This window comes from Rhodococcus sp. NPDC055112 (assembly GCF_053607505.1).
Genome location: NZ_JBSGTR010000001.1, coordinates 1 through 19,397, shown reverse-complemented (window position 1 = coordinate 19,397; position 19,397 = coordinate 1). Strand labels below are relative to the sequence as shown.

General features: G+C 69.2%; 19 protein-coding genes. 12 read left to right on the top strand and 7 right to left on the bottom strand.

The window, feature by feature from the left end:
* The first annotated feature begins 13 nt into the window (after positions 1–13).
* From modA to ACWFRB_RS00070, 6 genes are read left to right on the top strand one after another with little or no spacing between them, the layout of a single operon-like run.
* Positions 14–814 carry a molybdate ABC transporter substrate-binding protein gene (gene modA / locus ACWFRB_RS00095; protein ID WP_452638311.1) on the top strand — a complete coding sequence of 267 codons (801 nt, stop codon included), beginning with the start codon at positions 14–16 and terminating at the stop codon, positions 812–814.
* A complete protein-coding gene (locus ACWFRB_RS00090; RefSeq protein WP_452637934.1) occupies positions 811–1,653 on the top strand; it encodes an ABC transporter permease in 843 nt (280 codons plus the stop codon). Before modA ends, ACWFRB_RS00090 begins: the two co-directional genes overlap by 4 nt.
* Positions 1,650–2,771 carry a sulfate/molybdate ABC transporter ATP-binding protein gene (locus tag ACWFRB_RS00085; RefSeq protein ID WP_452637933.1) on the top strand — a complete coding sequence of 374 codons (1,122 nt, stop codon included), beginning with the start codon at positions 1,650–1,652 and terminating at the stop codon, positions 2,769–2,771. Before ACWFRB_RS00090 ends, ACWFRB_RS00085 begins: the two co-directional genes overlap by 4 nt.
* A 42-nt stretch (positions 2,772–2,813) precedes the next feature.
* Positions 2,814–3,782: an ATP-binding cassette domain-containing protein gene (locus tag ACWFRB_RS00080; protein ID WP_452637932.1), complete on the top strand. Its 969-nt coding sequence runs from the start codon at positions 2,814–2,816 to the stop codon at positions 3,780–3,782.
* Positions 3,779–4,540, top strand: coding sequence for an ABC transporter permease (locus tag ACWFRB_RS00075; protein WP_452637931.1), 762 nt, complete (start codon positions 3,779–3,781; stop codon positions 4,538–4,540). The genes ACWFRB_RS00080 and ACWFRB_RS00075 overlap by 4 nt, the downstream gene beginning before the upstream one ends.
* A gap of 33 nt (positions 4,541–4,573) precedes the next feature.
* Positions 4,574–5,251, top strand: coding sequence for an SDR family oxidoreductase (locus ACWFRB_RS00070; protein WP_452637930.1), 678 nt, complete (start codon positions 4,574–4,576; stop codon positions 5,249–5,251).
* Positions 5,252–5,270: 19 nt separating this feature from the next.
* On the opposite strand, the gene ACWFRB_RS00065 is transcribed toward ACWFRB_RS00070, so the two are convergent.
* Both ACWFRB_RS00065 and ACWFRB_RS00060 read right to left on the bottom strand, forming a co-directional pair.
* Positions 5,271–6,605 carry a lipase family protein gene (locus ACWFRB_RS00065; protein ID WP_452637929.1) on the bottom strand — a complete coding sequence of 445 codons (1,335 nt, stop codon included), beginning with the start codon at positions 6,603–6,605 and terminating at the stop codon, positions 5,271–5,273.
* Positions 6,606–6,663: 58 nt separating this feature from the next.
* The gene (locus tag ACWFRB_RS00060; protein WP_452637928.1) at positions 6,664–8,259 is read right to left on the bottom strand and encodes a GMC oxidoreductase; all 1,596 of its coding nucleotides are present in this window, start codon (positions 8,257–8,259) and stop codon (positions 6,664–6,666) included.
* Between the two features lie 220 nt (positions 8,260–8,479).
* On the opposite strand from ACWFRB_RS00060, the gene ACWFRB_RS00055 reads away from it, so the two are divergent.
* The 3 genes from ACWFRB_RS00055 to ACWFRB_RS00045 all read left to right on the top strand — a co-directional run bounded on the left by ACWFRB_RS00055 (position 8,480) and on the right by ACWFRB_RS00045 (position 11,370).
* A complete protein-coding gene (locus ACWFRB_RS00055) occupies positions 8,480–9,913 on the top strand; it encodes a serine hydrolase domain-containing protein (protein ID WP_452637927.1) in 1,434 nt (477 codons plus the stop codon).
* 107 nt (positions 9,914–10,020) lie between these two features.
* Entirely contained in the window at positions 10,021–10,512 is a 492-nt protein-coding gene (locus ACWFRB_RS00050) for a carboxymuconolactone decarboxylase family protein (protein WP_452637926.1), read from the top strand.
* 126 nt (positions 10,513–10,638) lie between these two features.
* A complete protein-coding gene (locus ACWFRB_RS00045) occupies positions 10,639–11,370 on the top strand; it encodes a MerR family transcriptional regulator (RefSeq protein WP_452637925.1) in 732 nt (243 codons plus the stop codon).
* 36 nt (positions 11,371–11,406) lie between these two features.
* Here ACWFRB_RS00045 and ACWFRB_RS00040 read toward each other — a convergent pair whose 3' ends face one another.
* The 5 genes from ACWFRB_RS00040 to ACWFRB_RS00020 form a co-directional block, all read right to left on the bottom strand.
* A complete protein-coding gene (locus tag ACWFRB_RS00040; protein WP_452637924.1) occupies positions 11,407–11,958 on the bottom strand; it encodes a TetR/AcrR family transcriptional regulator in 552 nt (183 codons plus the stop codon).
* A 7-nt stretch (positions 11,959–11,965) separates the two neighbouring features.
* Complete coding sequence (locus tag ACWFRB_RS00035) at positions 11,966–12,250, bottom strand: hypothetical protein (protein WP_452637923.1); 285 nt, start codon at positions 12,248–12,250, stop codon at positions 11,966–11,968.
* Positions 12,251–12,457: 207 nt separating this feature from the next.
* On the bottom strand, positions 12,458–14,821 hold the full coding sequence (locus ACWFRB_RS00030; RefSeq protein ID WP_452637922.1) for an ATP-binding protein: 2,364 nt from the start codon (positions 14,819–14,821) through the stop codon (positions 12,458–12,460).
* A 118-nt stretch (positions 14,822–14,939) separates the two neighbouring features.
* Entirely contained in the window at positions 14,940–15,617 is a 678-nt protein-coding gene (locus ACWFRB_RS00025) for a PaaI family thioesterase (protein WP_452637921.1), read from the bottom strand.
* Positions 15,618–15,732: 115 nt separating this feature from the next.
* Positions 15,733–16,494 carry an IclR family transcriptional regulator gene (locus ACWFRB_RS00020; protein ID WP_452637920.1) on the bottom strand — a complete coding sequence of 254 codons (762 nt, stop codon included), beginning with the start codon at positions 16,492–16,494 and terminating at the stop codon, positions 15,733–15,735.
* A 69-nt stretch (positions 16,495–16,563) separates the two neighbouring features.
* Here ACWFRB_RS00020 and ACWFRB_RS00015 point away from each other — a divergent pair, with 69 nt between their 5' ends.
* Genes ACWFRB_RS00015 through dmpG form a run of 3 tightly spaced genes read left to right on the top strand, consistent with a single transcriptional unit; the run spans position 16,564 to position 19,354 of the window.
* Positions 16,564–17,388, top strand: coding sequence for a 2-keto-4-pentenoate hydratase (locus ACWFRB_RS00015; RefSeq protein WP_452637919.1), 825 nt, complete (start codon positions 16,564–16,566; stop codon positions 17,386–17,388).
* A complete protein-coding gene (locus tag ACWFRB_RS00010; RefSeq protein WP_452637918.1) occupies positions 17,385–18,329 on the top strand; it encodes an acetaldehyde dehydrogenase (acetylating) in 945 nt (314 codons plus the stop codon). Before ACWFRB_RS00015 ends, ACWFRB_RS00010 begins: the two co-directional genes overlap by 4 nt.
* On the top strand, positions 18,326–19,354 hold the full coding sequence (gene dmpG / locus ACWFRB_RS00005; RefSeq protein ID WP_452637917.1) for a 4-hydroxy-2-oxovalerate aldolase: 1,029 nt from the start codon (positions 18,326–18,328) through the stop codon (positions 19,352–19,354). The genes ACWFRB_RS00010 and dmpG overlap by 4 nt, the downstream gene beginning before the upstream one ends.
* Positions 19,355–19,397: the final 43 nt, after the last annotated feature.

Here is a 19,397-nt window from a genome sequence, read left to right as displayed (position 1 = left end):
CACTTCCCGCGCGATGCGCGTCGGCCCGACGGCCGCCGCGCTCGCCGCGCTGACCGCCGCCACCCTCGTCGCAGGCTGCTCCAGCTCGGACTCCGAGCCGGCCGGGGAGGCCACCACCTCCGCGGCCGCCTCCCCGGTCGGCGGCGACATCACCGTCTTCGCCGCGGCCTCGTTGAAGAAGACGTTCACCGAGCTCGGCGAGAAGTTCGAGGCCGAGCACCCCGGCACCAACGTCGAGTTCAGCTTCGCCGGCTCGTCCGACCTGGTCGCCCAGCTCACCCAGGGTGCGCCCGCCGACGTGTTCGCCTCCGCCGACACCAAGAACATGACCAAGGCCGTCGAAGCCGGGCTCACCGCCACCGCCCCGGTGAACTTCGCGACCAATACGCTCACCATCGTGACCCCGCCCGGCAACCCGAAGCACATCGCCACCTTCGCCGATCTCGCGAACCCGGGCAACCAGGTGGTCGTGTGCGCGCCGCAGGTGCCGTGCGGGGCGGCGACCCAGAAGATCGAGGAGGCCACCGGCACCGACATCACGCCGGTCAGCGAGGAGTCCTCGGTCACCGACGTGCTCGGGAAGGTCACCTCCGGCCAGGCGGACGCCGGGCTGGTCTACGTCACCGACGCCGCGGGCGCCGGTGCCGCCGTCACCACGATCCCGTTCCCCGAGTCCTCGGGTGCCGTGAACACATACCCGATCGCCGAGCTCAAGAGCTCCGAGAACAGCCCCACCGCAGCGGAGTTCGTCGAACTCGTGACCGGGCCCACCGGCCGTCAGGTGCTCGCCGGGGCGGGATTCGCCGCACCATGACCCCCATCGGGGTGGTGCTCCGCACCGTGACCCGCTCCCGGGGACCAGGGGGCGAGGTCGCGGTGGGACTGCCCCGATGGTTGTACCTGCCCGCTCTACTGGGCGCCTGCTTCGTCATCCTGCCGCTGGTGGCGATGCTGCTGGAGATCGACTGGGCCAACTTCGTGCCTCTCGTCACCTCCGAATCATCCAGGGCCGCACTGCTGCTGAGCCTGCGAACCGCCACTGCGAGCACGGTTCTGTGCGTGCTCATCGGGGTCCCGATGGCGCTCGTCCTGTCCCGCAGCAGCTTTCCCGGCCAGTCGGTGCTTCGCTCGCTGGTGTTGCTCCCGCTCGTGCTGCCGCCTGTCGTCGGCGGTATCGCGCTGCTCTACACCTTCGGCAGGCAGGGCCTGCTCGGGCATCAGCTCGAGGCCTTCGGGATCCGGATCGCGTTCACCACCACCGCGGTGGTCCTCGCGCAGACCTTCGTCGCGCTGCCGTTCCTCGTCGTCAGCCTCGAGGGTGCGCTGCGCACGGCAGGCAGGCGCTACGAGACGGTGGCCGCCACCCTCGGCGCCCGGCCGACCACCGTGCTGCGCCGGGTCACCCTCCCGCTCGTGCTGCCCGGGTTGATCTCCGGCGCCGTGCTGGCCTTCGCGCGCTCGCTCGGTGAGTTCGGCGCCACCCTCACCTTCGCGGGCTCGCTGCAGGGCGTCACCCGGACCCTGCCCCTGGAGATCTACCTGCAGCGCGAGACCGATCCGGAGGCCGCGGTGGCGCTGTCCCTGCTGCTCGTCCTGGTCGCCGCGCTGATCGTGATCGGCACCAGCAGGCGCCGGTCCGGCGGTGTGCTGTGAACCGGGCCGCCGGGACCACGGCGCCTGCGTCCTGCCACGACGGGCTCCTGGTCCATGCCCGCCTCGACCATCGAGGCGTCGACCTCGACCTGGACCTCGAACCCGGGCAGGTGCTCGCCGTCCTCGGCCCGAACGGGGCGGGCAAGTCGACGCTGCTCTCGCTGATCGTCGGGCTGGTCCGGCCCGACCGGGGCCGCGTCGAGCTCGGGGGACGGGTGCTCACCGACACGGCATCGGGGGCATTCGTACCCGCCCACGCGCGCGGCGTGGCAATGCTCTCGCAGCAGGCGTTGCTGTTCCCGCACCTGAGCGTCGCCGAGAACGTCGCGTTCGCCCCGCGCAGCCGGGGCGAAACCCGTTCCGCGGCACGCGGGATCGCCGAGCGATGGCTCCGCGAGGTGGAGGCCGAACCACTCGCGGGCAGGCGGCCGTCGCAGCTGTCCGGCGGGCAGGCCCAGCGAGTGGCGATAGCCCGCGCCCTCGCCGCCGACCCGCGACTGCTGCTGCTGGACGAACCCATGGCTGCCCTCGACGTCGGCTCGGCGCCCGCGGTGCGTCGACTGCTGCGCCGGATCCTGCGGGAGGAACAGCGCACCGCCGTGCTCGTCACGCACGACCTGCTCGACGCCCTCGCGCTCGCCGACCACGTGGTCGTCCTCGAGGCCGGGCGGATCGTCGAACGGGGGAGCGTGCGCGACGTGCTGACCTCGCCGCGCAGCGCCTTCGCCGCCCGGATGGCGGGGGTCAACCTGGTGTCCGGGACGATCGAGGAGCCGGGACTTCTCCGGACCTCTTGGGGCACAACACTGTCCGGTATCGGCGAGACCACGGTGGGGTCCGACGCCGTCGCCCTGTTCCGGCCGGGCGCGGTCGCCGTGCACCTCGAGCCGCCGCCGCACGCCAGCCCCCGCAACGTGATCGCGGTGACCATCGCGGAGCTGGACGTGCACGGGGCCACCGTCCGGGTCAGGGGAGCGGACCATCCGGACGGCAGCACCGGCCCAGCCGCCGACGTCACGGCGGCCGCGGTCGCCGACCTCGACCTCGCCCCGGGGCAGCACGTCTACTTCGTGGTCAAGACCCAGGAAATGGAGCTGCATCCCGCCCTGGCGCGCTGATATCGGTCGCCGGATGTCGGTGGGTCTGCTTATCGTGGGCCCATGAGCATCCCAGCCATGATCAGCGTCTCGGGACTCGCGCGCACGTTCTCGACCAAGACCGGACCCGTCGAGGCCGTCAAGGGCATCGACTTCCAGGTGTACGAGGGCGAGATCCTCGGACTGCTCGGTCCCAACGGTGCGGGCAAGACGACCACGCTGCGCATGATCAGCACCCTCATCAACCCGACCGCGGGCGAGGCCACGGTCTCCGGCGCGGACCTGCGCCGGGATCCACGCGGGGTCCGTTCCCGGATCGGATACGTCGCGCAGGGCGGGTCGACCAACGAGGAGGAGCTGGTCCTCGACGAACTGATCCTGCAGGCCAGGCTGTTCGGGCTGAGCAAGGCCGCTGCCGTCGCGAACGCCGAGGCGCTGCTCGCCGCCCTCGACCTGGACGGGCTCGGCGGCCGAAAGTGCAAGCAGCTCTCGGGCGGTCAACGCCGACGGGTGGACATCGCGCTCGGACTCGTGCACAAGCCGAATCTCATCTATCTCGACGAGCCGACCACCGGCCTGGACCCGCAGAGCCGCGCCAACCTGTGGGACCACATCCGCTCCCTGCGCGACCGCGGCACCACGATCGTGCTCACCACGCACTATCTCGACGAGGCCGACGCCCTCTGCGACCGCATCCTGGTGATGGACCACGGGGAGATCGTCGCGGAGGGCACCCCGGACGAGCTCAAGCGGCGCATCTCGGGCGACGTGATCAGCCTCGAGATCGCCCCCGAGTTGGCGGCCCGCGCGATCGCGGTCGCCGACGACGCCCTCGACCTGCGCTCGCAGCTGACCGAGGGCCATCACGTGCACCTGACCGTCGAGCACGGTGACGCGGCGGTCATCCCCCTGTTGCACGCGCTGCAGGGGGCAGGCATCGTGCCCGGTTCGCTCACCGTCAAACGACCCAGCCTCGACGACGTGTTCCTGACCGTGACCGGGCGATCCCTTCGGGATGGAGACCAAGCATGACCTTCTTCAACGAGACCGGGCTGATCTTCTGGGCGCATCTGCGCGCGAACCTGCGCAACCCGCTGTGGGTCCTGATCGGGCTGACCCAGCCGATCCTCTACCTGGTGCTGTTCGGTCCGCTGCTCGAGGGCGTCGCCGGTTCGATGGGCGCGGGCACCGACCCCTGGCTGGTGTTCACGCCCGGACTGATCATGCAGATCGGACTGTTCGGCTCGATGTTCGCGGGCTTCGCCATGGTCTATGAGCTGCGCGCCGGGATCATCGAGCGGCAGCGGGTCACCCCGGCCAGCCGCGGGGCACTGCTGCTCGGCCGGGTGCTCAAGGACATGGTGGTGCTCATGGTCCAGGCCTCCATCCTGACCCTGGTGGCGGTGGTCCTCTTCGACCTGCGGCCCAACCCGCTCGGCTTCGTGCTGACGCTGATCCTGGTCGCCATCATCGCGGCCGGGATGTCCTCCGCCTCGTACGCGCTCGCCCTGGCGACGCGCTCCGAGGATTCGCTGGCCTCCGTGCTGAACATGGTTTCGGTTCCGCTGCTGCTGCTTTCGGGAATCCTGCTGCCGATGACCCTCGGCCCCGGGTGGCTGCAGACCCTGGCGCGGCTCAACCCGCTCTCGCACACCGTCGACGCCGCCCGCGCCCTGTTCCGCGGCGACTTCGGGTCCTCCGACGTCTACATCGGCACCCTCGTCACCGTCAGCCTCGCTCTGGTGCTGGGCCTGATCGGGGCCCGCACCTTTGCCAAGGAGAACGCATAGGGCGCCCGTGGCAGTTCGGCTAGCCTCGACTCCATGCGTCCGACTGCACTGATCACCGGGGCGAGCCGCGGGCTCGGCGCCGCCATCGCCCGCGAGCTCGCGCCCACCCACCACCTGTTGCTCGGCGCTCGCAGCCCCGAATCGCTGGAGCCGATACTCGCGGAGTTGCCCGGTGCCGTCGGCCTGCCTGCTGACCTCACCGAGCACGACGCGGTCGCCGCCGCGGCGGCGGGAATCGAGAGCCTCGACGTCCTGGTGCACAACGCGGGTGTGGCCGAGCTCGGCCCGATCGCCGAGACCCCAGCCGAGGCGTGGCGCCGCTCGTTCGAGTCGAACGTGGTGGCCGTCGCGGAACTGACCCGCCTGCTGTTGCCCGCACTACGTGCCGCGAACGGGCATGTGGTGCTGATCAATTCGGGCGCCGGGATCCGCGCCAACGCCGGCTGGGGCGCCTACGCGGCCAGCAAGTTCGCCCTGCGCGCGTTCGGCGATGCGCTGCGGCTGGAGGAGCCCGCCCTGCGGGTGACCTCGATCCACCCGGGACGGATCGACACGGACATGCAGCGCGACATCATCGGGACCGAGGGCGGCGCGTACGACCCGGGCGAGTTCCTCAAGGCCGGCACCGTCGCGGGCGCGGTGCGGGGCGCGATCGAGACGCCGCGCGACGCACATCCGACCGAGATCATCCTGCGCCCGATCGCACGGTAGGACGTTCCGCCGCGGACCCTCATGTCAGGTCGCAGCCCGGGTTCAGCGGGATCCCGTTGAACCGGTCGAGGATGTACGAGACGGCGCCGTTGGTTCGGTAGCCGTCGATGAGCTCCGGGCCGAAGTGATTGGCGAAGGTGGTGCCGGGCGCGATCGGCGGCAGGTCGTTGGTACGGAACGTCACGTCGGCGCCGCGGTCGCACCAGTCGAGGGCCAGCTGCCTTGCCTGCCCGTAGGGGACGGTGTCGTCGTTGCGGCCACTGGTGATCAGCACCGGACCCTGCGGTGCACGGGTGCCAAGACGCTGCTCACGGAGAACGCGCGTGGCCTCGGGTGCGCTGCGCATGTTCTCGAGCAGCGACTTGCCGTCCTTGGTGTACGCATCGGTCCGCAGGAAGGGCTGGCGGGCCATCACGTCCGCGATGCACTCGGTGCCGAGGTCGCCGAGCACCGCCCGCCCGGCGGGGGTGAGGCGCTCGTCGAGGATCGAGGCCAGTTCCGGATTGCGTGCGACGAAGCCGTTGATCGCGAACCCGATGGCGCCCCCGATGAGGTTCCCGTCGATCTGCTCGAGCACCCGTTCCAGGTCCGCGGTCGGCCCGCCTGCCCAGGTGCCCTTGACGTTCAGCTCGGGGGCGTAGGTATCCGCGAGCTCCGCCGCGGCCGCCGCGGCCCCGCCGCCCTGCGAATACCCCCACAGCGCAAGCGGTGTCGATACGCCACTGCCGCCGAGGGTGTTGGCGGCGCGGGCGGCATCGAGCACGGCGTGGGCCTGCTCGACCCGGTTGGCGTAGGTGTGGACGCCCGGTGTGCCGAGCCCGATGTAGTCGGTGACGAAGACCCGCGCTCCCAGCGCGGTCCACACACCCGCCGACAGCGCTTCCTGGTTGGCCGAGAGCGACAGCGGATCGGTGGTCGCGTACATCCCGGCGGCGAAGGCGCGTGACATCGCGCACTGGTCGCCCTGACCGGCGGTGCCGGGGGCGATCACCACGGTCGGGCGCGGTCCGGATCCGCGCCACGGATGGTTCCCCTCGATGAAGGTGCCGGTCACCGCGGTCGGCGAACCGTCCTGCAGGCGTGAGGTGTACATGACGCGCTGCGCCGCTGCCGGCCAGCTCCCGTCGGCGCCGGGAATCGACGCGAACAACGGCATCGCCTCCGTGCGGAGGATCGCGCCCTCGGCCTGCGGCAGCTGAGCCGGCGGCGAGTAGAAGTCGGTACCCGGATCGGCGAGTGCCGGGCCTGACCCGATGAGGGCGAAGGCACTTGTCACGCAGCCGATCAGCGCGACAGCCGCGATCTTGGTGAGCTGCGGGGCCTGGAAGGGGCGGTGTCGGGGCGAGATGGTCATGGCGTGGCTTTCCGCTCGTGTGGTCGGGGCGAGATCGCTCGGATGCTTCAGGCGCGGGTCAGATCACCGCACCGACATCTCGCGCGACGATGCGGTCCAGCGCACGCTCGGCTACCGCGGCGATCGTCATCGAGGGATTGCACGCGGCGGTGTTGCCCGGCATCAGGGCACCGTCGAGCACGTACAGGCCCGGCTGACCGTGCACCCGGCCCTCGAGGTCGCACACCGGACCCATCGACGCGCCACCGAGCGGGTGCCAGGTCGAGGGGAACACCGCATTGGTGTCGGTGAGCACGCTCGCCGATCCGGCGATCGCCTGGACCGTCGGCCCGATGTGGCCGTTCTGGATCGCCGAGTCACCATCCCTCGGCCAACGCAGCACCGCGGAGTCGGTGACCGAGTCGTAGACGACACTGCCGCGCCCCTCGCTGACGCCGTAGCCGACCAGCATGGTGCTGCGCACGTCGACGGAGAGCGACGGGATCGAGGCCTGGATGACCGTGTGGGCACTGGACGGGTCGGCCCAGTTCAAGCTGCCGTAGACGACCGGTCCGCCCTGGGTGGCGCCGAATTCGCGCTCCAGGCTTGTCCATACGTAGATGCGGTCGGCGTTGGTGCCCCAGCCGCCGCCGAGCCCGTCGGGCATGTCGGGGATGCGACCCTGAGCCGCCGCACGCACCAGCAGGGTGGTGGTGTTGAGGCTGCCCGCCGCCATCACCAGTGCGCTGGTGGTGAGGATCTTGTTCTCGAGCACCCTGCCCGTCGTGTCGATCCGGTCGACGTAGACCGTCCAGCGGCCGTCCGGCGCCCGCTCGACATCGGTGACCTCGTGCAGGGTCTGCACCGTCACCCGGCCGGTCGCCTCGGCAGCCGCGATGTAGGTGACGTCGACCGAGTGCTTGCCGCCGTTGTTGACCCCGAGCGCGCCGTCACCGTTGGTGTACGACGGCTTCATCAGGCCGCGGATCTCGTCGAGTGCGTAGTTCCAGTCGATCGGCATCGGGATCTTCGACAGCGGCAGTCCCGCCCGCCGGACGTTCTCCGCGAACATGCGCGGCGCCAGGTAGCTCGGGCTGTCGACGAGCTCGTCGGGGGCAACGGCGAGTCGGAGCATCCGCGCGACCCGGGGGTAGTGGACCCTGCCCATCGTTGCCCAGTCGAGCTCCTCCGGGAAGTGCGTGTTGAACACCGCCTCCGCGGGTTGCAGGCTCATCCCCTGGTAGATCAGCGAACCGCCGCCAACACCCGCGGCGCACAGCGCCGTCATGTTCTCACCCGGGACTGCCTCGATCAGCCCGGTGTAGGGCTCGAGGGCGACCGGCCTGCCGAACAGCTCCGGCGCGGACCGGTGCCAGAGAATGCGTTTGTCGGGCGCCGTCGGATGGGGAAAGGTCTCGGCGTTCGGCCCTGTGGGCCAACGGATCCCGCGTTCGAGCACAAGAACCGGAACGCCGGCCTCGGCCAGGCGCAGCGCCGTCACCCCGCCGCCGAATCCCGAGCCGATCACGACGACGCGGTGCTCCTCGCGGGTCACCGGAACGTTGCCGACCCTGGCCGCGATCCCGGGGGAGGCCTGGGCAGTGCGCGGTGTCGCCCATGCGATTCCCGCCGCGGCGGCACCGGCCAGGAAGGACCGGCGTTTGATCTCGGGCACAGCAGTTCCCCCCAGTCACGGATACGACTACTCGACGAACGATCGGCCTCGGCCCGCCCGGCTCGTCACGTGCAGCCGGTCGGCAAGGCAGGCGGAGTGATCGGACTCACCCCCAAGAGCGAGCTAAAACTAGACACTTGGACTGAGAAGTGTCAAGAAGTTGGATTGCACGGGCTTCTTTGCTCGGGGCTTGACATTGCCCCTAGGGCAAGGTTCGACGATGGATCGCATGAACAACAACGCCTTGCACACCGTCGAAGCCCAGATCCGCGAGCAGACCGCCGCCTACTGCGAGTCGAACAACGTTCCCGGTTTCGTCGCAGGCATCCACCACGCAGGCGAGCAGATCGTCGTCGCGCACGGCAGCGCGAACATAGCCACCGGCGCACCGATGCTCGAAGACACCGGATTCCTCTTTGGATCCGTCACCAAGGTCCTGACCACCACCCTGGTCCTCCGACAGGTCGAGCTCGGACTCCTCGACCTCGACGTGCCGGTGGTGAAGTACCTACCCGACTTCGCCCTGACCGCACCGGGTGCGGCGGACAACATCACGGTCCGGCACCTGATTTCGCACACCAACGGCATCGACGCTGACCTGTTCTTCCCCGATGCCAAGGGCCGCGACGCCCTGAAGGTCTATGCCGACGGCCTCGCGAGCAACTGCGGCACCCTGTTCGAACCCGGCGAGCAGCTGAGCTACTCCAACGGCGGCATGATCGTCGCGGGACGTCTGCTGGAAGTGGTGACCGGCTTGCCCTTCCCCGACCTGCTCGAGCGCGATGTCTACGCACCGGTCGGCATGCGGGACTCCAGCACCTCCGCCGAGCAGGCCATCCTCCGCAGCACCGCGGTCGGCCACTTCAATGACCCCGAGACCATGGCAGCCAGCCCCACCGGCATGTTCACGCTGCCCGACACCTGGGGGCCGGCAGGCGGCACGCCGATCGGCACCGTCGCAGACCTGCTCGCATTCGGACGCACTCACCTCGCGGGGGGCGTGTCCCCTTCCGGCACAAGGGTTCTCTCGACCGAGTCGACCGCGCTGATGCAGCAGGTCGCCTACGACATGGCCAGCCCGAACGTCCCGCCGATCGGCCTGGGTTGGGTGCTGTACCCGTTCGGTGACACAACCGTCCTCGCCATGTCGGGCGCGTCGCCGGGCGGAGTGTCCATCCTGTGCGTCGTGCCCGAACACGACCTGGTCTTCACCGCTTTCGGTAATACGCCTGGGGCGATCATGCTGCAGGACCAGATCCTGCAGTGGCTCCTGAGCGAGCATCTCGGCGTCCAGATCCCCACGGTGATAAACGAATTGGAACAGGACGTCGATCTCACCCCGTACGTGGGCACCTACCGCTCCAATCAGCTCCGCATCGACGTCAGCATCGTCGAAGGACAGCTGGAGGAGCGGGTGACCTACGAACCGGTGGACGAATCGCAAGACCGGATCTTCACCGAGTTCGCCGGCGGCACGACCTCCGCCCCGCCGCAGCGCTACGTGCCGATCCGGCCCGGCCTCTTCGCACCCGCCGGATACCCACTCGAGGCGTTCGACGGATACCTGCGACTGCTGCTCGTCTCCTACCACGACGTCCGCGACGGCCAGGCGCGCTTCCGCAACGGCGGCGGCCGCCTGACCCGACGGGCCTGACCGCCAGGAATTCGCGTCGCAGCAAAGAGATTTCCCGGAACCTGTCACATTCCCGCCGCCCCGTCCGTCAGTGATGTGTAGACCCCAACCGAAGGAGAACAGACGCCATGACGAACACCGCCTCCATCTCACGGATGCCCAACCCCGGCGATTTCGTGCCGGAGCTGAAGGACATCAGCGCTGCCCTGTTCCGTGCGACCGGGAACCACTCGGTTCCCCGCGCCACGATGAGCCTGGTTCACCTGCGCGCCGGGCAGATCGTCGGCAACACCTACCTGACCATCCTGAACACCGGTTTCCTCCGCAAGGCCGGGGAGTCCGAGGAGCGCATCACGGCCGTGTCGTCCTGGCAGGACGCCCCGTACTTCACCGAGGCCGAACGAGCAGCGCTTGCCCTTGTAGAGGCGGTCCTCCAGCCCGCCCCGCGCGGCAAGGAGCGCGTCAGTGACGAGCTGTACGCGGAGGCCGCCAGGCACTACGACGAGAAGGCGCTGGCCACCCTCACCATCGCGATCGGCCAGATCAACTTCTTCATCGCCCTGGCCCTGATCGGCAAGCCCCAGCCGGTCGCCTCGCTGGCGGACGAGCAGTGGGACTGACCTGATCGCTCCGCCACGAGGGCTCTCATCGCCGATGGCGGGGCTGCACCCTCCCGGGGTGAAGCCCCGCCATCGGCCGGCCCGCGAGCGGCGCGGCGCCGAGCGCCCAGTGGAAGGATGTCCAGCATGATCACGATCGGCCAGCTCGCGGACTACGCCGGGGTGACCACCAAAGCCGTCCGCCACTATCACGAGCGCGGTCTGATCGCCGAGCCCGATCGCGACTCGTCCGGTTACCGGCGCTACACCGCCCAAGACGCCATCGACCTCGTCAAGATCAGGACACTGGCCGATGCGGGCGTGCCACTGGCCCGTATCAAGGACCTCCTCGACGCCGGCCCGGACGCGCTCACCGCAGCCATCGCCGAGATCGATCGCAACCTCCGAGACCGCATCGCGCAGCTGCGGCGAACCCGCGGTCAACTCACCCAGTTACGCGGCGGCGACAGGCTTTTCGTCACCCAGGACGTCGCCGACTATCTCGACGATCTGCGCGAACTCGGCGTCAGCGAACGCCAGTTGCGACTGGAACGCGATGGCTGGATCCTCATGCAGACAGCCTCACCCGAGGATGCCGCCGTGTGGATCGACGAGAAACGCGAACTCATCACCGATCCCGAGTTCCGCCTCGTCTACCTCGAACATGACGCCGCCTACGACTGGTCGCCCAGCGATCCCCGTCTCCCCGCCCTCGCGGACCGCACCCGGAACTGGTTCGCCAACCACGACAGCCGGTCCGAGACCCGCCCCGTTCACAACCCGACCATCGCCAGACTGGCGGCACTGTCCCAGCCGGGAGCCTCGTCCCCGGCGTGGGACCGCCTCGCCCAACTCGTGAAGGGCTCACCCAACTCATAGCAGCGGGACCGGGAAGCTCAGGTTGGGAGACTATCCCTAGGCGCCGGAGGTCATCGCGGGCCGCAGCCAGCGGGTGAGGAACGCACGCAGGTCGTCGTCGCTGTGGACGGTGTCGTCGTCGAAGAGGATCACCGAGATCCCCAGCCGAAGCGCGATCTCGACGATCTCGTCCAGGCCCGGCCGCAGATCCGGCTCCCGATCGGCGAGTGGGGAGAGTAGTTCGCGGGCAATGGGTCTGGCGCGCGCAATCATGCCGGAGTCGAACAGCGGGTTGTCGCCGTCCGCCTCGAGCAGGGTGGTCAGGACCGGATGGTCGCGGACCGCCGCCCGGCCGGCGACTATGAGTTCGAGCACGTACTCGAACGGTGAGTCGACCGATTCCAGCCGGGCGCGGATGTCGCCGAGAACCTGGATGGCGAGGCCGCCGACGGCCTGGGATACGAGTTCCTCACGGGACCCGAAGATGGAGTACACGGTCTGCCGCGTGACGCCGGCGGCGAGGGCGACAGCTGCGATGGTGACGCCTCCGAAGCCATCGCTCTCGATCAGCCCGAGCGTGGCATCCAAGACCTTCTTCCGGGACCGCACACAACCATTATCGGGTAGCCCCGGCCGTGGACACCTCCGCGGTGTCCGGGGTCAGGTCGAACTGGATGACTCCCGTCCCCGGATCGAGGTGCCGCGGCCCAAGGCCGCCGGGCGCAACGGTGTCGATCTCGGCGCCGCCCACGGGCGCCGACACCTCATGGGAGGCCACTCGACCCGCCCACAACGTGACCGCACCGAGCAGGGCGAGCAGGATCAGGAACTGGGCGATGCCACCGATGACGCCACGACGGGAATCCCGCGGTTCGATGGTATGTGCTGCTGCATTGTCCACGGCGATCACGCTCTTTCGGGGTCGGCGAACCACCCCGGGGTCTCGGAGCGGAAGCGGCTGCGCCAGAGAAATTTTCGGAGGGATCGTGTCCGCGCCGCCGCCTACAAGTCTCGTTCGTCGATGTACGAATGCCCATCACCACCAGTGGTGAAATCAGCCATCCCCTCGTCACGGTCCCGGGGATCATCCGCTGCCGTAGCAACCGCTTCACGGACTCGATTGGTTCTCGGCGACCCAGGCCGCGACCTGTGTCCGCGAGGTGAACCCGAGTTTGGACAGAATGTGCTCGACGTGGCCCTGGGCGGTGCGGGGCGAGATCACAAGCGTCGAGGCGATCACCTTGTTCGAATGGCCCGCGGCGATCAGGTGTGCGACCTCGGTTTCGCGTGGGGTCAACACGGAGGCGACCGGTGTCGCCCGGGGCTTGTCGCTGTGGCTGTCCCCGAGCGCGTACGCCACGGACTCGTCCACACTCATGGCGCCACCAGCGCGAAATGCCTCACCGTAGGCGCGGTCCCCGAGTGCGGCGCGGGTGAGTTGCTCGCATTCGTCGTGATTCCCCTGCAGGAAGGTGAGGGTCACCGACGCGCTTCCCACCGTCCGCGCGAGCGTGTCGGCCGCACCCATCAGGACGGCGGCACGCGTCGGGTCGTCTGCTCGAATCCCGATCCAGGCCAGGGACTCGAGGCACCAGCCCGTCATCGCCGGGTCGTTGATCGGCCGGCTCAGCCGCAGCGCCTGTTCGATCAGCGTGGTTGCCCTATCGAGGTCTCCCGCCTGCAACGTTGTCTGGCCGAGAGCCCACGAAGAATGCGCGCGGAAGAAGGACTCTCCCCGTGGGGTGGTGAGCGCAAGAATCCGCTCGTGGCAGTCGGCGGCCGTCTTCTCGTCCCCCGACAGTCCGCTCGCTGCCGCCAGGCCGAGGAGTCCGGCCAACTGGCGAGTGATCTCGTATCCGGGCCTCTTCGGGGCAGGGCCGACCTCATCCCGCTCCCGGGCGCTGGCGAGGGCGGCCCGGAACGGTTCGACCGCGCCGGCGAGGTCGCCACTGAACAACCCGAGATAGCCGCGCGCGTAGTTCACGGTCTCGAGTGACTCCGGATCTCCCAATTGCGCTGCGAGCTCGCCGCATTGCGCCACTCGTGCTGCCGCGTCATCGGGTTTGGCCTGCATGCCCGCCAATACGGTGTCGTTGTACAGCGAGTTCAGGCGTTCCTTGGGCTGCGCGGTGACGGCGCTCGCCAGGGAGCGGTCCATCCAGTGCCTGGCCTCTGCCAGGTGGCCGCGGGACAGCCAGAACGCAACGAACATGGTGTTGGTGAGGACCGCATTGGTGTCAGGATCGGTATCGATGACCGGTGTGGTCAGGCTGAAGGCCAGCGCCTCGCGCAGGTTCGGCTGTTCCCGATCGAGTCGGGCAATCCAGTCGGTCTGACGGGGGCCGATCGATTCGTACTCGGTCCGCAACACCAAGCGCAGATACCACTGGAGGTGCCGCAACCGAGCGGTGTGGTGCTCGCCGGACTCTCGCAGCTTCTCCCCGCCGTACTCGCGGATCGTCTCGACCATGCTCAGGCGCACGACGTCGCAAACCTGCTCGCGGACCAGGATCGACTTGTCCACCAGCGAAGCCACCGCGTCCAGGAAATCGTCGGCGACCAGCTCCTCGGGACAGATGCTCTCGGCCGCATCCAGCTCGAAACCACCCACGAACACCGACAACCACGCCCACAGCTTCTGCTCGCGCGGGTCGCACAGTTCGTAGCTCCAGTCGACACATGACCGCAACGTCTGCTGCCGGGACGGCGCGACCCGGGAACCGACCGTCAACAGGCGGTAGCGGTCCGTCAGCCGCTGCAGGATCTGCTCGGCGGACATCGCCCTGATCCGCACCGCCGCCAACTCGATCGCCAACGGCAACCCGTCCAGCCGACCACAGATCCCCACCACCGCAGCACAATTGCCGTCGGTGAGCACGAAGTCGGGCAGCCGGGCGCCCGCCCGCGCCACGAACAGCGCCACCGACTCGTACCGAGGCAACGCCTCGAGCGGCGTGCTCTGCTCTGAATCCGGCACCGTCAACGGCGGCACCCGCAACACCCGCTCCCCGTCCACCCCTAGAAGCTCGCGGCTCGTCGCCAGGATGCGCAGTTCCGGACACGCTCGCAGCAGCGTCTGCACCAACTCCGCGACCGCGCCCAGCACGTGCTCGCAGTTGTCCAGGACCAACAAGATCTGCCTGGAACAGAGATGATCGACCAGCGCGCCGGACACCGACCGTCCCGGGCGATCCGGCAACCCGAGTGTGGCGGCAACGGTCTCCGCCAACAACTCCGAATCGTGCAGGTCGCCGAGGGCGACAAACCACACCCCGTCGGCGAAGACCCGACGCGAATCCCCGGCGACCCGCAACGCCAACCGGGTCTTGCCGACCCCGCCGATCCCGGCCAACGTCACCAACCGCGAGTTCCCCAGCAACCGCCTCGCCTCGGCCACCTCGTGCCGCCGACCGACGAAACTGGTCAGCTCCAGCGGCAGGTTTCCTGGCCTGTCCTTCACGGAGGTCGTCATCGCACGTCCTCTGGTTCACCGGATTTGATGTGTTTTACGCTACCCCGAGGAGGTCAGGACGGTATCCAAGGCGGCAACCGTGCTGCGCACTCGTGATCATCGGGTTGCGGATGAACCCTCAGACCGGATCGGAGACCGTGGCGCTGTCCTTGCCCCGAGCCCAGCGCGGCAGGATGAAGACCCCCTCTGCCTCGACGCAGACACCGTCCGGCCCGGCGAGATGCCCGGTGACGATGGTCTTGACGCCCTCGAGGCGATCGATACGCGCCTCGGCGTGCAGGGCGCCGAGCGGGGTGGGGCGGCGGTAGCGCAGGGTCAGCGTCCCGGTCATGCCGGGAGCACCACCGGCCTCGGCCGCCGCACCGAGAACCTGATCGAGCACCAGGGCGGACACACCCCCGTGGGTCAGTCCTGCCGGTCCCTCGTAGGCGGCACCGAGATGGAAGTCGGCCCACGCGCGACCGTCCGGTTCACACTCGACGACCAATGGCGGCGCGACCGCGTTGCGGAGCCCGGCCGCGGCGTTGCCCCAGGCCCGCTTCTGGCCCGAGGCGCCCCAGCGCACGCCGTACGGTCCGGGTATCGCCCGCTGCCGCAGCAACCGCTTGGCGGACTCGATGTGCTCCTGCGCGGCACGCACCTCCTGGTCGTCGACCTCGGTCAGCAGGGCGATCTCGATCAGCTCCCTGACGCTGGCGGTCAGCGGCCCGTACAGGTCCGCCTGCCGCGCGATCTCGTCGTCGGACATTCCGTCCGCGACGTAGAACTGCTGTTGGTGAGCGATCGAGTCAGTCACAGTGCCTCACTAATGCGGTAAGTCGACACCGGGCACGAGGGCAACGGTCCTGGTGCACGGAGCGTCATGCGGTGCGATGTGCACTCTACATACGGTGCGGACGACGTTCCGCGCGCTACCGGAGCCGCTCGCGCCGCGCCAAGGTGCTCCCCAGCCCCGCGGCCGCCGCGCGTACGGCTTCGACCTGACTCTCCGGCCGGAACCGTCCGGTCGGCCCGGTGACGCTGATGGCTGCGAGCGGCTCCTCACCCTGTCCGAGCACCGGCGCGGCCACACAGTTGAGGCCGAGCGCGGATTCCTCGTGTTCGAACGCCACGCCGGTCTCCACGATCCGCGTCAGCTGGCGGCGCAGCAGTCCTGGTGCCACCACGGTGTGCGCCGTGCGCCGGGCCATCGGCGACGAGAGCACCTCCCGCTGGATCCCCGGTGCTGCATACGCCAGCATGGCCTTACCGATAGCAGTGCAGTGCAACGGATTCCGACCGCCGGCCCGGGAGGGGGATTTCGCCTGGCGGTGGCCGCCGATCTTCGCGATGTACACGACGTCGTGACCCTCCCGAACGCCGAGGTGCACGGTCTCGTGGGTCCGCTCGTACAGGTCCTGCAGAAACGGCATCGCGACTTCGAGCAGGCTGCGTTCGAGGGACGCCCGCATCCCCAGTTCGAAGAGCCCGCCGCTGAGCCGGTAGCCGCCGTCGACGCGGTCGAGGAGCCGGTTCGCGACCAGTTCGCCGGACAGACGGTGCACGGTCGCCTTGTGCAGTCCGGTCCGGCGCACCAGCTCGGCGAGGGCGAGGGCGTGGTCGTCGGGCCGGAAGGCGCGCAGGATCGTCACCGCCTTGCCGAGCACGGTGTCGAGGTTCGCGGCGGCCGTCATCGTTCGAGCGTATCGCTGAGTGAGACGAAGGGCTGGTTCGGCAGCACGGATCCCGTAACAGTGGGGGCCATGAGCCAGCCCACGAACTCCATCGCGGCGAGCGAGACCGACATCGCCGCCGCCGCGGACCGCCTCGCGGCCGCCGCCGCGGCCGGTGCGCCATGCGCGCCGGTGCGGGAGCTGATCGGCGCCGACGACCTCGCCGCCGCCTACGCCGTCCAGCAGCGCGTCAACGATCTCCGGCAGCAGGCCGGCGCCAAGGTCGTGGGCCGCAAGATCGGCCTGACCTCGGTCGCGGTCCAGCAGCAGCTCGGCGTCGACCAGCCCGACCTCGGCGTCCTGTTCGACAACATGGCGTACCCCGACGGCGCCGACATCCCGATGAGCCTGCTGATCCAGCCGAAGATCGAGGGCGAGGTCGGCTTCGTGCTCGGCGCCGACCTGGCCGACGGCCCGCTGGACGCGGACCAGGTCCGGGGCGCGATCGAGTACGCCGTCGCCGCACTCGAGGTATGCGACAGCCGCATCGAGAACTGGGACATCCGTTTCGGCGACACCGTCGCCGACAACGCGTCGTCCGGCGTGTACGTCCTCGGGACCGAGCGCCGCACCCTCGACGAGGTCGCACCGGTCGACGTCGTCATGTCGATGGCCGTCGACGGCCAGGAGGTCTCCTCCGGCAACGGCGCCGCCTGCCTCGGCGACCCGATCGAGGCCGTGGTCTGGCTCGCCCGCGCGGCGCGCGACCTCGGCCAGCCGCTGCTCGCCGGTCAGGTCATCCTGTCCGGCGCCCTCGGCCCGATGGCGACCGTCGCCGCCGGCAACACCGTCACCGTCACCGTGTCCGGTCTCGGCACCGTGACCGCCCGTTTCGTGGGAGAGAAGGAAGCATGAGCAAAGTCAAGGTCGCGATCATCGGATCGGGCAACATCGGCACCGATCTGATGATCAAGGTGCTCAACCATTCGGAGTACCTGGAGATGGGCGCGATGGTCGGTATCGACCCCGCCTCCGACGGTCTGGCACGGGCCGCGAAGCTCGGCGTGCCGATCACCGCGGAGGGCGTCGAGGGCCTGGTCGCCCTGCCGAACTTCGACGAGATCGAGATCGTCTTCGACGCGACGTCGGCGAAGGCACACGTCGTGAACAACGACCGTCTCGTCCCGCTCGGCAAGCGGATGATCGACCTGACCCCCGCCGCCGTCGGCCCGTTCGTGATCCCCGCGGTCAACGGCGACGACCACCTCGACGCCCCGAACGTCAACATGGTCACCTGCGGTGGCCAGGCCACCATCCCGATGGTTGCGGCCGTCTCCCGGGTGGTCCCTGTTGCGTACGCCGAGATCGTGGCGTCGATCGCGTCCAAGTCGGCCGGCCCGGGTACCCGCGCCAACATCGACGAGTTCACCGAGACCACGTCCAGCGCGATCGTGTCCGTCGGTGGCGCCAAGCGCGGCAAGGCGATCATCATCCTCAACCCCGCCGAGCCGCCGCTGATCATGCGCGACACGGTGTTCTGCCTGGTCGACGCGCCGGACCCGGCTACGCACGACGAGATCCGCCAGTCCATCGAGAAGATGGTCGGCGACGTCTCGGCCTACGTCCCCGGATACCGCCTCAAGCAGCAGGTCCAGATCACCGAGATCCCCGCCGACCAGCCGGTCGAGACGCTGGTCGTCGACGGCAACCGCCCGACCCACCAGGTGTCGATCTTCCTCGAGGTCGAGGGCGCAGGACACTACCTGCCCGCTTACGCAGGCAACCTCGACATCATGACCTCCGCCGGACAGCAGATCGCGGAGCGGATCGCACAGAAGAAGGAAGCCACCCGATGAGCAACCCCACCATCTTCGTCCAGGACGTCACCCTCCGGGACGGCATGCACGCGGTGCGCCACCGGATCTCGCCGGAGGACGTCAAGCGCATCGTCACCGCCCTCGACGCCGCGGGCGTCGACGCGATCGAGGTCGCGCACGGCGACGGTCTCGCCGGCGGATCGGTGAACTACGGTCCCGGCTCGAACACCGACTGGGAGTGGATCGAGGCCGCGGCGGATTCGATCAAGAACGCTCGGCTGACCACGCTGCTGCTGCCGGGTGTCGGCACCATCGAGGAGCTCAAGCACGCCTACAAGCTGGGCGTGCGGTCGGTGCGCATCGCGACGCACTGCACCGAGGCCGACGTCTCCGCGCAGCACATCGAGACCGCCCGCGAGATCGGCATGGACGTCTCGGGCTTCCTGATGATGAGCCACATGGCGCCCGCGGAGGAGCTCGCGAAGCAGGCAAAGCTGATGGAATCGTATGGCGCGCACTGTGTCTACGTCACCGACTCGGGCGGACGCCTGACCATGGGCGGGGTCCGCGACCGGGTCCGCGCCTACAAGGAGGTCCTCAACGAGGGCACCGAGATCGGCATCCACGCCCACGAGAACCTCTCGCTGTCGGTGGCCAACAGCGTCGTCGCGGTCGAGGAGGGCGTCTACCGTGTCGACGCGTCCCTCGCCGGACACGGTGCCGGCGCGGGTAACTGCCCGATCGAGCCGTTCATCGCGGTCGCCGACCTGTACGAGTGGAAGCACGGCTGCGACGTGTTCGCCCTGCAGGACGCCGCGGACGACATCGTCCGTCCGCTGCAGGACCGGCCGGTGCGCGTCGACCGCGAGACCCTGACCCTCGGCTACGCCGGTGTGTACTCGAGCTTCCTGCGGCACGCGGAGACTGCGTCTGCCCGCTACGGCATCGACGTCCGCACCCTGCTGCTCGAGGCAGGCAAGCGCAAGCTGGTCGGCGGCCAGGAGGACATGCTCGTCGACATCGCCCTGAACCTGGTCGCGGAGCGCGAGGGCGCCACCGCCTGACCCAGGCATTCCTCCTCTCGGGCGCTGTGACCGTTTCGGTCAC